The 13,608-nt window shown below is 63.6% G+C and carries 14 protein-coding genes and 1 pseudogene; 8 read left to right on the top strand and 7 right to left on the bottom strand.

What is annotated here, in order from left to right; genetic code table 11:
- The first annotated feature begins 26 nt into the window (after nt 1-26).
- Nucleotides 27-338 carry a DUF1272 domain-containing protein gene (locus JQ592_RS11295; protein WP_211402918.1) on the top strand — a complete coding sequence of 104 codons (312 nt, stop codon included), beginning with the start codon at nt 27-29 and terminating at the stop codon, nt 336-338.
- Nucleotides 339-431: 93 nt separating this feature from the next.
- Here JQ592_RS11295 and fahA read toward each other — a convergent pair whose 3' ends face one another.
- From fahA to JQ592_RS11270, 5 genes are all read right to left on the bottom strand, one after another.
- Nucleotides 432-1,706 (bottom strand): fumarylacetoacetase, encoded by a 1,275-nt coding sequence (fahA, locus tag JQ592_RS11290; protein ID WP_211402917.1) that lies wholly within the window; start codon nt 1,704-1,706, stop codon nt 432-434.
- Nucleotides 1,707-1,883: 177 nt separating this feature from the next.
- The gene (hmgA, locus tag JQ592_RS11285) at nt 1,884-3,230 is read right to left on the bottom strand and encodes a homogentisate 1,2-dioxygenase (RefSeq protein ID WP_211402916.1); all 1,347 of its coding nucleotides are present in this window, start codon (nt 3,228-3,230) and stop codon (nt 1,884-1,886) included.
- Between the two features lie 2 nt (nt 3,231-3,232).
- Nucleotides 3,233-4,189: an MBL fold metallo-hydrolase gene (locus tag JQ592_RS11280; protein ID WP_211402915.1), complete on the bottom strand. Its 957-nt coding sequence runs from the start codon at nt 4,187-4,189 to the stop codon at nt 3,233-3,235.
- Nucleotides 4,190-4,207: 18 nt separating this feature from the next.
- Complete coding sequence (locus tag JQ592_RS11275) at nt 4,208-4,432, bottom strand: DUF2783 domain-containing protein (protein ID WP_018646238.1); 225 nt, start codon at nt 4,430-4,432, stop codon at nt 4,208-4,210.
- Nucleotides 4,433-4,440: 8 nt separating this feature from the next.
- Nucleotides 4,441-6,057 carry an FAD-dependent oxidoreductase gene (locus JQ592_RS11270; RefSeq protein ID WP_211402914.1) on the bottom strand — a complete coding sequence of 539 codons (1,617 nt, stop codon included), beginning with the start codon at nt 6,055-6,057 and terminating at the stop codon, nt 4,441-4,443.
- A 109-nt stretch (nt 6,058-6,166) separates the two neighbouring features.
- Between JQ592_RS11270 and JQ592_RS11265 the strand changes: the two genes are divergently transcribed.
- The 5 genes and pseudogenes from JQ592_RS11265 to JQ592_RS11245 all read left to right on the top strand — a co-directional run bounded on the left by JQ592_RS11265 (nt 6,167) and on the right by JQ592_RS11245 (nt 9,313).
- The gene (locus tag JQ592_RS11265) at nt 6,167-6,709 is read left to right on the top strand and encodes a MarR family winged helix-turn-helix transcriptional regulator (RefSeq protein ID WP_211402913.1); all 543 of its coding nucleotides are present in this window, start codon (nt 6,167-6,169) and stop codon (nt 6,707-6,709) included.
- Nucleotides 6,710-6,794: 85 nt separating this feature from the next.
- Nucleotides 6,795-7,514 (top strand): class I SAM-dependent methyltransferase, encoded by a 720-nt coding sequence (locus tag JQ592_RS11260; protein ID WP_211402948.1) that lies wholly within the window; start codon nt 6,795-6,797, stop codon nt 7,512-7,514.
- A gap of 29 nt (nt 7,515-7,543) precedes the next feature.
- A pseudogene (locus JQ592_RS11255) lies at nt 7,544-7,723 on the top strand (MarR family winged helix-turn-helix transcriptional regulator); the annotation flags it as partial.
- Between the two features lie 164 nt (nt 7,724-7,887).
- Nucleotides 7,888-8,379, top strand: coding sequence for a cupin domain-containing protein (locus JQ592_RS11250; protein ID WP_211402912.1), 492 nt, complete (start codon nt 7,888-7,890; stop codon nt 8,377-8,379).
- Nucleotides 8,380-8,530: 151 nt separating this feature from the next.
- On the top strand, nt 8,531-9,313 hold the full coding sequence (locus JQ592_RS11245; protein ID WP_211402911.1) for a class I SAM-dependent methyltransferase: 783 nt from the start codon (nt 8,531-8,533) through the stop codon (nt 9,311-9,313).
- Between the two features lie 61 nt (nt 9,314-9,374).
- On the opposite strand, the gene JQ592_RS11240 is transcribed toward JQ592_RS11245, so the two are convergent.
- Both JQ592_RS11240 and JQ592_RS11235 read right to left on the bottom strand, forming a co-directional pair.
- Nucleotides 9,375-9,692, bottom strand: a complete 318-nt coding sequence (locus JQ592_RS11240) for a hypothetical protein (protein WP_211402910.1) — start codon at nt 9,690-9,692, stop codon at nt 9,375-9,377.
- A 238-nt stretch (nt 9,693-9,930) separates the two neighbouring features.
- On the bottom strand, nt 9,931-10,737 hold the full coding sequence (locus tag JQ592_RS11235) for an N-acyl homoserine lactonase family protein (RefSeq protein ID WP_211402909.1): 807 nt from the start codon (nt 10,735-10,737) through the stop codon (nt 9,931-9,933).
- A 399-nt stretch (nt 10,738-11,136) separates the two neighbouring features.
- On the opposite strand from JQ592_RS11235, the gene JQ592_RS11230 reads away from it, so the two are divergent.
- Nucleotides 11,137-12,666, top strand: coding sequence for a caspase family protein (locus JQ592_RS11230; protein ID WP_211402908.1), 1,530 nt, complete (start codon nt 11,137-11,139; stop codon nt 12,664-12,666).
- A 148-nt stretch (nt 12,667-12,814) separates the two neighbouring features.
- Nucleotides 12,815-13,486, top strand: coding sequence for an OmpA family protein (locus JQ592_RS11225; protein ID WP_211402907.1), 672 nt, complete (start codon nt 12,815-12,817; stop codon nt 13,484-13,486).
- The last annotated feature ends 122 nt before the right edge of the window (nt 13,487-13,608 follow it).

Below are 13,608 nucleotides of genomic sequence, written 5' to 3'. Positions count from 1 at the left end.
ATGGCCTGTCTTTCGGAGATTCAGCCATGGCCCTCCAGCTGCGACCGAACTGCGAATATTGCGATTGCGATCTGCCGCCTGACGCGACGAATGCGCGGATCTGTTCGTACGAATGCACGTTCTGTGCGGATTGCGTCGAGACAAAACTCTTCAACGTCTGCCCGAACTGCGGCGGCGGCTTTGCCCCGCGCCCGATCAGGCCGACGCAGGAATGGCGGCTGGGCGTGTGCACGACCAGGCAGGTGCCGTCGGACAAGCGGGTGCATCTGAAGTACAGTGTCGAGGACGTCGCGGCACATTGCGCGCGGGTACGCGACGTGCCGCCGGAGAGGCGGTGAGTTCTTCCGTCGTTCCGGGATGGTCCGAAGGACCAGACCCGGAACCTCGAGATTCCGGGTTCGATGCTGCGCATCGCCCCGGAATGACAGCCATCACTCCGCCGGCAAAATCGTCCCCTCGACCTCGCCGAACCCGACGCGATAGCCGTTGCCCTGGCACCAGCCGCGCATGACGAGGCTGTCGCCGTCTTCCAGGAACGAGCGCCTGGTGCCGCCGGGCAGGTCGACCGGCTCGGTGCCGTTCCAGCTGATCTCGAGCAAGCTACCGCGCTGGTTCTTCTCGGGGCCGGAGATCGTGCCGCTCCCTAAGAGATCGCCGACATTCATGGCGCAGCCACTTGAGGCGTGGTGCATCAATTGCTGCACCGAGGACCAGTACATGTATTTGAAATTGGTGCGGCTGATGCTCGCGGGCGCGTTGGCGCCGGCGGCGCGCAAGGACACGTCGAGCTCGACATCGTAGTTCTGGGGCTTGGCCTGCTTGAGATAGTCGAGCGGCACCGGCTCCTGCTCCGGTCCCTTCAGGCGGAACGGCTCCAGCGCCTCGCGCGTCACCACCCAGGGGCTGATCGAGGTCGCGAACGCCTTTGCGAGGAACGGGCCGAGCGGCACATATTCCCATTGCTGGATGTCGCGCGCGCTCCAGTCGTTGAGCAGCACGAAGCCGAAGATCATCTCCTCGGCCTGGCTCTCGCTCAGCATGCCGCCCATGGCTGAGGGCTGGCCGATGACGACGCCCATTTCCAGCTCGAAATCGAGCCGCTTGCACGGCGCATAGCTCGGCAGCTCCGCGTTCGGCGGCTTCAGCTGCCCGCGCGGCCGCTTCACCCTGGTGCCGGAGACCACGACGGTGGAGGCGCGGCCGTTATAGGCGATCGGCATGTGCAGCCAGTTCGGCTGCAGCGCATTGTCCTTGCCGCGGAACATCACGCCGACATTGGTGGCGTGCTCCTTCGACGAATAGAAATCGGTATAGCCGGAGACCGCGAACGGCAGATGCAGTTTTGCATCGCGCATCGGCACCAGCGCCTGCTTGCGCAATTCTTCATTGTCGCGCAGCTCAGGATGATCGTGACGTAGCAGTTCGCTGATCCGCGCCCGCGTCTTCGCCCACACCTTCGGCCCCAGCGCCATGAACGGATTGAGCGAAGCGCCGGAGAACACGCCGAGCGGGCCGACATCGAGCCGGGAATCCTGCTCGAGCTCCCAGAGATCGAGCACGTAACTGCCGATGGCGACGCCGACCCGCGGCGTCGGATTGGCCGCGGTCGAGAACACGCCATAGGGCAGGTTCTGGATCGGAAAGTCGGACGCGGGATCGACGTCGATGAAGGAGCGGAGGCTGGGGTCGTTGGGGTGGGTTGTCACGTTCGGCTCGATTCTTTCTTCCTTCTCCCCTTGTGGGAGAAGGTGGCGCGAAGCGCCGGATGAGGGGTTCTATCGGCGAATTCGATTGCAGAGAGGTGCTCGCGGAGACAACCCCTCACCCGTCTCGCCGCGAACGCGACGAGCCACCCTCTCCCACAAGGGGAGAGGGGAAGAAAGCTACGGCTTGTTCGGATCGAACCGCTTCTCCAGGCCCTTCCAGCAATCGGCGTAATCGTCCTGCAGTGTCGACGACTTCGCCGCATGCGCGGTGACGCGCTGCGGGTAGCGGGTCTCGAACATGAAGGCCATGGTGCCCGTGAGCTTCACCGGCTTCAGCTCGCCATTGCTGGCGTGCTCGAAGGCGTCGCGGTCGGGGCCGTGCGGCAGCATGCAATTGTGCAAGGAGATGCCGCCGGGGACGAAGCCTTGCGGCTTGGCGTCGTAGACGCCGTAGATCAGGCCCATGAACTCGCTCATGATGTTCATGTGGTACCAGGGCGGACGGAAGGTGTTGTCGGCGACCATCCAGCGCTCGGGGAAGATGACGAAGTCGATATTCGCAGTGCCCGCGGTCTCCGACGGCGAGGTCAGCACGGTGAAGATCGAGGGATCGGGATGGTCGAAGCCGATCGCGCCGACCGGCGAGAACGCGCGCAGATCGTATTTGTAGGGCGCGTAATTGCCGTGCCAGGCGACGACGTCGATCGGCGAATGCGGCAGGGTCGTCTTGAACAGCGAGCCGCCCCACTTCACGAACAGCTCGGTCGGCGTGTCCTTGTCCTCGTAATTCGCGACCGGCGTCAGGAAGTCGCGCGCGTTGGCGAGACAGTTGGCGCCGATCGGGCCGCGCTCCGGCAGCGTGAAGGCGCCGCCGTAGTTTTCGCAGAGATAGCCGCGCGCGGGACCGTTCGGGATCTCGACCCGGAACTTGACGCCGCGCGGGATCACCGCGATCTCGCCGGGCTCGGCATCGATACGGCCGAACTCGGTGACGAGGCGAAGATTGCCCTGCTGCAGCACGAACATCAGCTCGCCGTCGGCATTGTAGAAATGCTGGTCCACCATCGACTTGGTGATGAGGTAGACATGCGCGGCCATGCCGGCCTGAGTATTGACGTCACCGGCCGTCGTCATGGTCTGAACGCCCTGGACGAAGGTCATGTCCTCCTTCGGCAGCGGCGTCGGGTCCCAGCGCAATTGCGCGATCGGCAGGTCGTATTCATGGCACGGCGCCGAGCGCCACAGGCCGGCATCGACCTTCTCGAAGCGGCCGGAATGCTTCACCGAGGGACGGATGCGATAGAGCCAGGACCGCTCATTGGTGCCACGTGGCGCGGTGAAGGGCGAGCCGGACAATTGCTCAGCATAGAGCCCGTAGGCGCAGCGCTGCGGCGAATTGCGCCCGATCGGCAGCGCGCCCGGCAGCGCCTCGGTCTCAAAACTGTTGCCGAAGCCGGACATGTAGCCCGGCGTGACCTGGGCCGAGCTTCGGACGATCTGGTCAGGCGAGGTATTGATGTTCATGACTATCCTCCTCCTTGCAAGGCGGCCCACATTTCCTGATCGCGCTTGTCGGTCCAGATCACGGGATCGTCGATCCCCGACGCTTCGTCATAGGCGCGCGACACGTTGAACGGCAGGCAGTGCTCGTAGATGGCGAAGCTCGAAAATTTCGGATCCATCACCTCGCGCGTCGCTGCCATCGATTCCTTCAGCGTGCGGCCCTTCGCGACCGAGATCTCGGCGGCGCCATAGAGCGATGTGACGAAGTCGCGCGTCATCGCGATGGCTTCGCGCACCGTGGCGGTCCCCTTCAGCGCATCGCCGCGGCCCGGCGCGATTGCCTTGGGATTGAAGTTGCGGATCTCGTTCAGCGTCAACGGCCATTCGCGCAGATGCGCATCGCCGCAATAACAGGCCGAGTGATATTCGATGAGGTCGCCGGAGAACATGACTTCGGCATCGGGCACCCAGGCAACGATGTCGCCCGAGGTGTGGCCTGCGCCTAACTGCATCAGCCGCACCTCGCGCTTGCCGAGATAGATCGACATCTCGCCTTCGAAGGTCAGCGTCGGCCAAGTCAGGCCGGGAATGCTCTGCGCGTCCTGGAACAGGCGCGGGAAGCGGCCGTATTCGGAGTCCCAATCCTGCTTGCCGCGCTCTTCAATGAGACGATAGGTCTCCTGCGAGGCGACGATGCCTTGCGCCTTGTAGGCGGACGCTCCGAGCACGCGCACGGCGTGATAGTGCGACAGCACGACATATTTGATCGGCTTGTCGGTGACGGCGCGCACGCGCTCGATCACCTTGTTCGCCATCGCCGGCGTCGCCTGCGCGTCGAACACGAGGCAACCGTCGTCGCCGACGATCACGGCCGTGTTGGGATCGCCCTCGGCGGTGAAGGCATAGAGATCGGTGCCGATCTCGGAGAAGGTGATTGTCTTCTCGGAGAGATCGCCGGTGGATGCGAAGTTCTTCGCCATCAATTCGTCCTTACGAGGTTATTGTTGCTGCTGTTGTTGCTGCTGACCGTCGATCATGCGGCGCCTGGCGAGCCCGATCGCTTCGCGCAGCACGTCGATGTCGCCGATATGGTTGGCGAGGATCAGCACCAGTGCCGCGTCGAAATCGGCGCTCTGTTCCTCCGTGAGCCCGCGATGCGCCTCGACGATGGCGCGGAAGGCGTCGTCGGGGCGAGCGAAGTTCGAGCTGGTGGAAAGCGGCATGCGAAACCTCAATTCAAGCCTGCGGCACGCGACAGCGCTGCCGCAACTGCTTCGCGCGTCGGATGGCGGAAGCGCGCCGCGACATATCCGTCGGGCCTGAGCAGATAGGTCGTCCCCGGCTCGGCGTCATAGCGCTTCGCGACGAGGCCCAGGGGATCGGCAAGTCCGCTGGCGCCGCCGATGCGGATATCCCTGACGCCGTCAGGCGCATCGATCGCGGCGCCATTGCTGAACGACAGCAAGGTGAAGTCCGTTCCACCCTTGCGGAAGGCATCCGTCAGATAGACCCGCTCGGCAACGGGGGCGTCGAGCATGGAACAGCCGGGACGAGGCCCACCGGCCCACGCATCGGCATCGGGTGACGACAGCGGTGTATCATAGCTGCAGGGCACCGACAGCCGGCCACCATTGACCATGCGCTTGCCGAACTCGGTCTCCTTGGCCAGCGACAGCACCGCCTTGCGCAGCCGCGCCTCCTGATGCGAGTTCGGCGCCATGAAATCGGTCGAACGGGTGGATTCGCGGATGTTCTCGTCGGCCGCCATGCTGCGTTCGACGTGGTAACTCTCCAGCAGGCTCGCGGGCGAGATCCCGCGCAGGACGCGATCGAGCTTCCAGGACAGGTTTTCGGCGTCTTCAAGTCCGGAATTGGCGCCGCGCGCGCCGAACGGCGAGACCTGATGCGCGGAATCGCCGGCGAAGATCACGCGGCCATGGATGAAGCGGTCCATCCGGCGGCACTGGAATTTGTAGAGCGAGATCCACTCGAACTCGAACTTGTCGTGGCCGAGCATGCGCGCGATCCGCGGCCGCACGTTTTCCGGCTTCTTCTCGAGAACGGGATCGGCATAGCGATTGAGCTGGAGGTCGATGCGCCAGACGTCGTCGGGCTGCCGGTGCAACAGCGCCGAACGCCCGGCATGGAACGGCGGATCGAACCAGAACCAGCGCTCGGTCGGGAATTCCGCCGTCATCTTGACGTCGGCGATCAGGAACTGGTCCTCGAACACCTGGCCGGCGAATTCCGCGCCGACCATCTGCCGCAGCGAGGACCGCGCGCCGTCGCAGGCGACGACATATTGCGCATTCAGGCGGTAGGCGCCTTCAGGCGTTTCGATCGTCAGCAGGGCGGAATCGTTGCGCTGCTCGAGCGCCGTCACCTTGTTGCGCCAGCGCAGGTCGATCTCAGGCAGTTCGTTGATGCGATCGACCAGATAGGCCTCGGCGTAATATTGCTGGAGATTGATGAAGGCCGGCCGCTTGTGGCCGTCTTCCGGCAACAGGTTGAACTGGTAGAGCTGGGATTCGCCGTGAAAGATCCGCCCCACACTCCACACCACGCCCTTGTCGACCATGCGGTCGCCGACGCCGAGCCGGTCCCAATATTCCAGCGAGCGCTTCGAAAAGCAGATCGCGCGCGAGCCTTCGCCGATGCGGTCGGCATCATCCAGCAGGACGACGCGCTGACCGCGCTGGGCGAGATCAATCGCCAGCGACAGCCCGACCGGGCCGGCGCCGACGATCACGACCGGATGTTCCGCGGGGCTTGGGCCCGGGCGGTCCTGATCGGGATGACGGCGATAGCCGAACTGGGTTTTGGCCTGATGCGTATTGGCCGGCGCCATACACTAACCTCGGCTCTGGTCAGAAGAGGACTGATCTGCTAGATAGTCTCACGTGCAACTATTTTGGACCGGAGCCGGCCGGCCGTCAACTGGAAATCGGAGCGCAGTCTTGGCGAGGACATCCAGCGACATCGCGCTGAAGACACGACAGGCCGAGGAGGCCTCGCCGCGGCCAAAGGCGCGGCTCGATCTGTTCAAGTTCGTGCCGTTCCGTCTCAATCGGCTGGCGGCGGAGGTCAGCGCCGCGCTGTCGGTCGAATATCAGGAGCGCCACGGCCTCGACATTCCGGCCTGGCGCGTCATCGCCACGCTCGGCTTCCGCAATGATGCCTGCAGCGCGCAGTACATCTCGCAATGCACCCGCACGCACAAATCCACCATCAGCCGCGCGGTGACGACGTTGCTCAATGAGCAACTGATCGAGCGGGTCGAGAACGAAGCCGACCGCCGCGAATTCCGCCTGCAGCTGACGAGGAAGGGCCGCGCGCTTTATGAGGAGCTGTTCCCGCAATTGCTGCGGCGTGAGGACGAGATTTTGGCCTGCCTCTCCGCGCAGGAGCGCAAGCAGCTTTCGGCCCTGCTCGGCAAGATCGAAGCGAGCCTCGACCTGATCCAGACCAGCGAAGAGGCGGATGCCAAGCAGGCGTATTAGGGACTCATAGAGGCGCGGACGTCGGCGTTTGGGGGTCCGGGTGAGGAAGCTTGGTAGGGCCGTGACGGCACTGGCTCATATAGCGATGCTCCTTGTGGCGCTTGCCGCGACTGGCGCATACGCCGCTGACATAGGTTATCTGGCTCCCCCCGGAGTCGCTGCAAACGAGTTTCCCTCACCGCAGCGCCCTGTTGCACGGATCGTCAGCCCACGCCGCGCCGCCGAAGAGCGCCGCGACGCCATCAATGAGGCCGGTCAAATCGCAAATGTTCTTGAACTGAAACCAGGTATGACAGTCGGCGACATTGGAGCAGGCAGTGGCTACCACACGGTCAGGCTCTCCCGCCTCGTCGGATCCGCCGGCTCTGTCGTTGCCCAGGACGTCACGCGGGATTACCTCATCGAACTCGCCAGGCGAACAGAACTTCTGAAGTTGACGAACGTGCAATTCGCGCTCGGCGAACCACACGACCCGCGTCTACCCGCTTCCTCGCTGGATGCCGCAATCCTCGTGCACATGTATCACGAGATAGCCCAACCCTATGCCTTCCTCTACAACCTCGCGCCCGCCTTGAAGCAGGGCGCGCGGGTCGGAATTGTCGATCTCGAGCTTCCGACGTCGAAGCATGGCACGCCAATTGAGCTCTTGCGCTGCGAATTGACCGCCGTCGGCTATCGCGAGGTCGCCACATATAAGCTCGCAGGTGACGGAGGATATTTGGCGGTATTCTCTCCGCCGGAGCTAGCGGCTCGAAAATCTCCTCGCGATATCGTTGCTTGCAGGAATCCTGCCGGCGCTCGTTGACACCATGCCAGCCGCCCGTCTCGGAGGCGAAGAGGGGCCGTGCACTCTACGAAGAGCTGTTTCCGCAATTGCTGCGGCGTGAGGACGAGATCCTCGCCTGCCTCTCTGCGCAGGAGCGCAAGCAATTGTCGACATTGCTCGGCAAGATCGAACAGGGTCTCGACCTGATCCAGACCAGCGAAGAGGCCGACGCCAAGCAGGCGTATTAGAGCGTGGACTCGCAAGGTCCCGATATCGGCTTCCTGGGGTTGAGCAGAAGTCTTATGCTTGATCAGCATTGCGGGTTTTGACCCAAGGCCGTTTTCGGAAGTCGCTCGCGGTGCAGGGATCTGCTGTGTTAATTGTTGCCAGGTCCAGGCCAATGGAGCGGGCGATGCCAAACAACGAGGAGATCGAGACGAGATCGCAAGGCTCGGTGCCGCACGGCTATGTACTGGGCGCCGGACAGGGTGAACACCTCATCCACTATCGTGATGGCGGCAACATCTTCATCAAGGCCGACCCCGTAACGGGGTCCAGCAATTTCGGCTTGGGCACACAGCAGCTACCCAAGGGCTCGGGCATTCCGGTTCACCGGCACCTCGGACAGGATGAAGCGTTCTATGTTCTGGAAGGCGCCGGCATCGTCACACTCAACGATGCGCCTCACCCCTGCGAAAGAGGTGGAACGATCTTCATACCTAAGAACACGTGGCATGGTTTCAGTAGTCCGGACCAAGAAATGGTTCTGCTGTGGATCATGGTGCCGCCCGGCCTCGATGGCTTCTTTCGCGAAACCTGCAGCCGACCCGGTGAACAGCGAAAGCAATTCACGCGGGAGCAGATCGACGCGATTGCTCTCAAATATGGGCAAGAATTCAGGTAGATTCAGGTGTCTTAGTTTTTCGGCAAATGTTTGAGCCGGGTTTTGACCGGAACAGTCATCAACGTGACCGGAGCGTTGACCCCAAGGTTGTGTCTGGCTATCGTCGGAACCGACATTCGTGAGACGCGCCAATACGCAGCGAGGTGACCCAATGTCCGCGCCGACCATCAAGTTCGACGACGGCGCCGTCTATGAACGGATGATGGGCAAGTGGAGCGGACTGGCCGGACGCGCTTTTATTGATTGGCTCTCGCCCCCGCCCAATTTGCGATGGGTCGACATCGGTTGTGGCAATGGCGCGTTTACACAGTTGCTGGTCGAGCACTGCGCCCCAATGACCGTCGAAGGCGTGGATCCCTCGGAAGGTCAGTTGGCTTTTGCACGAGAGCGGCTGGCGATCGCGAAATTTCGACAGGGCGATGCAATGGCATTGCCATTTGCCGATGGCACCTTCGATGCGGCCGTAATGGCGCTCGTTGTGTTTTTCATTCCCGACCCTGCCAGGGGCGTCGCTGACATGGCTCGCGTCCTGCGGCCGGGCGGTCTCGCGGCCGCCTATGTCTGGGACGTCGTCAGCGGCGGCGGCCCGTCGGAGGCCATCATCATCGAGATGAAAGGCATGGGGTTCACGCCACCGCGGGCCCCGCAAGCGGAAGCCTCGACGCCCGAAGGACTACATGCGCTGTGGACCCGGGCGGGTTTCGCCGATATCGAAGCGCGCGTTCTTCGCATGCGACGAACGTTCGACGATTTCGAGGACTATTGGTCCACGACGATCGCGGCGCCCAATCTCGCTCCGATGCTCACAACGATGGCGTCAGCCGACGTGACGCAACTGAAGTCTCGGGTTCGTGAGCAGGTGCCTGTCGAGGCGAGTGGGCGTGTCTCGATCGAGGCGTGCGCCAATGCGATCGTCGGCCGTCGGCCCGGATAGAGCTGTCGATTGCTCTTCCACTCCTCCCCCAGAAGCTGCCTAGAGCACATCTCCAAGGGTTTTATTTCGGAGTGCTGGTCTGGCCACCCGAACCCGTGGTCTGCTCACTTCCCGGTCGGCCCGGAGGATTCGCAGAAGCGCCCGGCTTGGCTTGATCGGCCACGTATCCGGACTCTCCGGAGTTGCGGGTCTTGATCCCTTTGTCCGCATCACGCTGCATCTGCTCGTTGGGCTCGCCAGCCTTGAGCCCTTGGTCTACATCACGCTGCATCTCCTCCTTGGTTTGCTCACTGGGTGCGGCCTTTTGCTGTTGGGCCGTTGCTTGGAAGGTAATTGCGCTTCCGGCAACTACGATCAACGCGAGAACTGCTGTTCGCATGCTTCTCCTCCACGGCTTGCTCAGCCACCTCAACGCGTGAACTTCCCAAGGTTTCCTAGTTCCAATCGCCATTGTCGAAAGCCGCACCTTGCGATCAGGTGAAGAGGCGGACGCGAAGCAGGCGTATTAGCCGATGCTGTCATTCCGGGGCGCCGCGACGCGGCGAACCCGGAATCTCGCGCTACAACCTCTGGATTCCGGGTTCGCGCTGCGCGCGCCCCGGAATGACGCTATCGCGTCATTTCGCGAACGACCGCGTCGGCGGCTGATGCAGCGCCCAGGCGTCGACCTTGTCGCTGGCGCGCGGATAGATCTCCGTGACGATCGGATCGTGGCCGGGGATGAACCTGTCAGGATGGCCGGCGAGGCGCTCGATCGTCTCCCAGCCTTGCGCCATGTCGCCGACATTGTAGACGATCGGAAATGGGCTGCGGCGCTGGAGATTGGCGTAGTAATGCGCTGCATCGGAGGCCAGCACCACGGAGCCGCGCGCGGTCTCGACCTTCACCACCTGCAAGCCGTCGGAATGGCCACCGACACGGTGCACGGTGACGCCGGGCGCGACCTCGCCGTCGCCCGAATAGAACGTGACTCGCTCGCCATAGACATGGCGCACCATCTGCGTGACGTGCTCGACCGAGAACGGATGTCGCAACAGTCCGTTGCACATGCACCGCCCCGTCGCGTAAGCCATCTCGCGCTCCTGCAGATGGAAGCGCGCATTCGGGAAGCGGTCGAGATTGCCGGCATGGTCGTAATGCAGATGCGTCACGATGACGTTGCGAATGCTCGAAGCCGTGACGCCAAAGCGCTCCAGTGCATCGACCGGGTTGAGCGTCAGCTTGCGCGCCCGCGCGCTCGCCTCCTCGGCATTGAAGCCGGTATCGACCAGGATGTCGCGGCCGTGCCCTCGGATCAGCCAGACGAAATAGTCGAGATCCTGCGCCGCGCTGTCATGCGGATCGGGCGCCAGGAAGTTCATGCCGGGGGTGCGCGGCGACATCGTCGCGTAGCGCAGGGCGTAGATTTCGTAGACGTTTCCCATGGCTCTTGGCTTTGCTTTTTTATGAGGGGACCTGAACGAGCGGACGCACCAAGCCATCGTCCGCCGCAAAGGTCAAACAGCTGAGGCCGCGACAACCGCGGGCCTGCAATGTGAGACCAATCACATTTTTGTCGCCAAGAGCCACCTAACATCAGCCCCCTAACATCACTGCTGCAACATGGCCGCTGCAATGCCCAACCAGGTCGGGTCGAACACGAACATGACAGCGCGTTCATTCCGCGACCGGCGCGACCCTGCGTTGCGGTCAATCGTCGCGATAATGCCGAATCTCCAAGAGGTTGACGCCCCCTCCCCCCGGTTTGATAATGCATGGAGCGTAAGTTAAGGTCGCCGCGGCGCAAGCTGGAACGGCGCCTTTTTGGCTGGACCGCGCTGATTATGAAAATTCGCTTCCTTTTCCTTCTCCCATTGCTCGTTTCGCTCGTCCCGACTGCGCCATCGCTGGCGGCCGGCGACCGCCATGCGCTGGTCATCGGCAACGCCAAATATCCGGATGCGGATGCGCCGCTGAAGGAACCGCTCAACGATGCGCGCGACATGGCCGACGAGCTCAAGCGCGACGGCTTCTCGGTCGAGATCGGCGAGAACCTGACCGGCGACGGCATGCGCCGCGCCTTCGACAAGCTCTATGGCAAGATCAAGCCGGGCTCGGTGGCGCTGGTGTTCTTCAGCGGCTTCGGCATCCAGTCGGCGCGCCAGAGCTACATGCTGCCGGTCGACGCGCAGATCTGGACCGAATCCGACGTGCGCCGCGACGGCTTCAGCCTCGAGACCGTGCTCGGCGAACTCAACACCCGCGGCGCCGGCGTCAAGATCGCGCTGATCGATGCCTCCAGGCGCAACCCGTTCGAGCGCCGGTTCCGCAGCTTCTCGGCGGGCCTTACGCCCGTCATCGCGCCGAACGGCACGCTGGTGATGTATTCGGCGGCGCTGGCCTCGGTGGTCTCGGACGCCGGCGGCGAGCACAGCCTGTTCGTGCAGGAACTGCTGAAGGAAATCCGCGTCCCCGACCTGATGGCCGAGGAGACGCTGAATCGCACCAAGATGGGTGTCACCCGCGCCTCGCGCGGCGAGCAGGTGCCGTGGATCTCCTCCTCGCTGGCCGAGGATTTCTCCTTCATTCCGGGAGCCGCCGGGTCGCGCCCGACAACAACGACGGCGGCCCCGCCGCCTGCGCCGCCCGTCGTCGCCAACAACCCACCGCCGGCACCACCCGCGCCGCCGTCACCGCCGGCGCCCTCGAAGCCGGCTGACAACGTTGCAGCGCCGGCCCCTCCGCCGGCGCCCGCACCGGCTCCGTCACCTAAGCCGCAGGTCGAGGCTGCCCTGCCCCCGCCGCCACCGCCGGTGAAACCGGTCGATCCCGCGCCCGCGCCGAACGCGGATAGCGGGCCGAGCGCTGCCGTCCTGGCCGAGGATCCCACCATCAAGGGCCTGACGGCCAAGATCGCGGCCAATCCGGACGATGTGAACGCGCTGTACCGGCGTGGCCAGGTCTATGCCAGCAAGGGCGCCTACAGCCTCGCCATCAAGGATTTCGACGACACGCTCCGGATCAATTCCAAGGATGTCGAGGCGCTGAACAACCGCTGCTGGACCCGCACCGTGGTCGGCGACCTCCAGGGCGCGCTGAAGGATTGCAACGAGGCGTTGCGGCTGCGGCCGAACTTCGTCGATGCGCTGGACAGCCGCGGCCTCGTCAATCTGAAGTCGGGCGCGGTCAAAAATGCGATCGCCGATTTCGATGCAGCCCTGAGGATCAACCCGCGCCTGACCTCCTCGCTCTACGGCCGCGGCCTCGCCAAGCAGCGTAACGGCTCCGCCCAGGAGGGCGCGCTGGACATTGCCAATGCCAAGGCGATGGATCCGAACATCGTTCAGGAATTCGCAAGCTACGGAGTACGCTAGTATTTTTTTGGGTTCGGGCGGCCAGACGCCTCGAACCCTTGGCGGCCCACGGAAGACTAACGGTCGGATGCCGCAGGCGGCCTTTCCCGGGGGGCCTATTGCAGGAATTTTGGAACCGCGCGGGCACGCTGCGCAGGAGGGACTAGCTATGAGATTGGCTGCAAAGGGACTGACCGCAATCCTGTCCATCTTGGCCATTGGCGCGACACTATCGCTGCCGGCCGCCCCCGCTTTCGCCGCCGATGACGGCAACAGCAAGAACGTCACCGAGGACGAGATCCTTCGCGCACTGGCGCCGCCGGCGAAGAAGCCGCTGACCCGCGGCCTCTCGATGGCCCCGCAGGCCGATCCCGCGCCGAACCCGGCGGAGACCAAGCTGATCCAGTCCGTGCGCGGACGCTCGACGCGCTCGCTGTCGTCGACCGAGCGCGAGGAGATCGCGTCAGTCGCCAAGGACAAGCCGAACATCGATCTCGAGATCACCTTCGACTACAACTCGGCCAATATCAGCGCCAAGTCGATGCCCTCGGTGCAGGCGCTCGGCCGCGCGCTGACCAGCCCCGACCTCAAGGGCTCGACCTTCGTGGTCGCCGGCCACACCGACGCCGCTGGCGGCGAGGCCTACAACCAGGACCTGTCGGAGCGCCGCGCGGATTCGATCAAGCGCTACCTGGTCGAGAAGTACAGCATCTCGGCGACCGACCTCGTCACCGTCGGCTACGGCAAGAGCAAGCTGAAGGACCCGAGCCAGCCCATGGCCGAGGTCAACCGCCGCGTGCAGGTCGTCAACATGGAAAACAAGACCACTGCATCGAAGTAAGTACGACGTAACCCTTTGCAGTGACCAGTCGTGATGTGGTGTAAAGTCTCGCGTCCAAAGCGCGTCCCGCAGCCTTGCGGGACGCCGCTTTATTTCAGGGAAATGCTCTTCATGGGCCTCGT

The organism is Bradyrhizobium iriomotense (assembly GCF_018129405.1).
GTDB lineage: Bacteria > Pseudomonadota > Alphaproteobacteria > Rhizobiales > Xanthobacteraceae > Bradyrhizobium > Bradyrhizobium iriomotense_B.
The sequence above is the reverse complement of the archived record's forward strand: the minus strand, read 5'-3'. Positions and strand labels throughout refer to the sequence as shown.

Coding starts and splice junctions, on each gene's coding strand:
- JQ592_RS11295 (WP_211402918.1), top strand. CDS start 27: ATGGCCCTCCAGCTGCGACCGAACTGCGAATATTGCGATTGCGATCTG.
- hmgA (WP_211402916.1), bottom strand. CDS start 3,230: ATGAACATCAATACCTCGCCTGACCAGATCGTCCGAAGCTCGGCCCAG.
- JQ592_RS11280 (WP_211402915.1), bottom strand. CDS start 4,189: ATGGCGAAGAACTTCGCATCCACCGGCGATCTCTCCGAGAAGACAATC.
- JQ592_RS11275 (WP_018646238.1), bottom strand. CDS start 4,432: ATGCCGCTTTCCACCAGCTCGAACTTCGCTCGCCCCGACGACGCCTTC.
- JQ592_RS11270 (WP_211402914.1), bottom strand. CDS start 6,057: ATGGCGCCGGCCAATACGCATCAGGCCAAAACCCAGTTCGGCTATCGC.
- JQ592_RS11260 (WP_211402948.1), top strand. CDS start 6,795: ATGCTCCTTGTGGCGCTTGCCGCGACTGGCGCATACGCCGCTGACATA.
- JQ592_RS11250 (WP_211402912.1), top strand. CDS start 7,888: ATGCCAAACAACGAGGAGATCGAGACGAGATCGCAAGGCTCGGTGCCG.
- JQ592_RS11245 (WP_211402911.1), top strand. CDS start 8,531: ATGTCCGCGCCGACCATCAAGTTCGACGACGGCGCCGTCTATGAACGG.
- JQ592_RS11240 (WP_211402910.1), bottom strand. CDS start 9,692: ATGCGAACAGCAGTTCTCGCGTTGATCGTAGTTGCCGGAAGCGCAATT.
- JQ592_RS11235 (WP_211402909.1), bottom strand. CDS start 10,737: ATGGGAAACGTCTACGAAATCTACGCCCTGCGCTACGCGACGATGTCG.
- JQ592_RS11230 (WP_211402908.1), top strand. CDS start 11,137: ATGAAAATTCGCTTCCTTTTCCTTCTCCCATTGCTCGTTTCGCTCGTC.
- JQ592_RS11225 (WP_211402907.1), top strand. CDS start 12,815: ATGAGATTGGCTGCAAAGGGACTGACCGCAATCCTGTCCATCTTGGCC.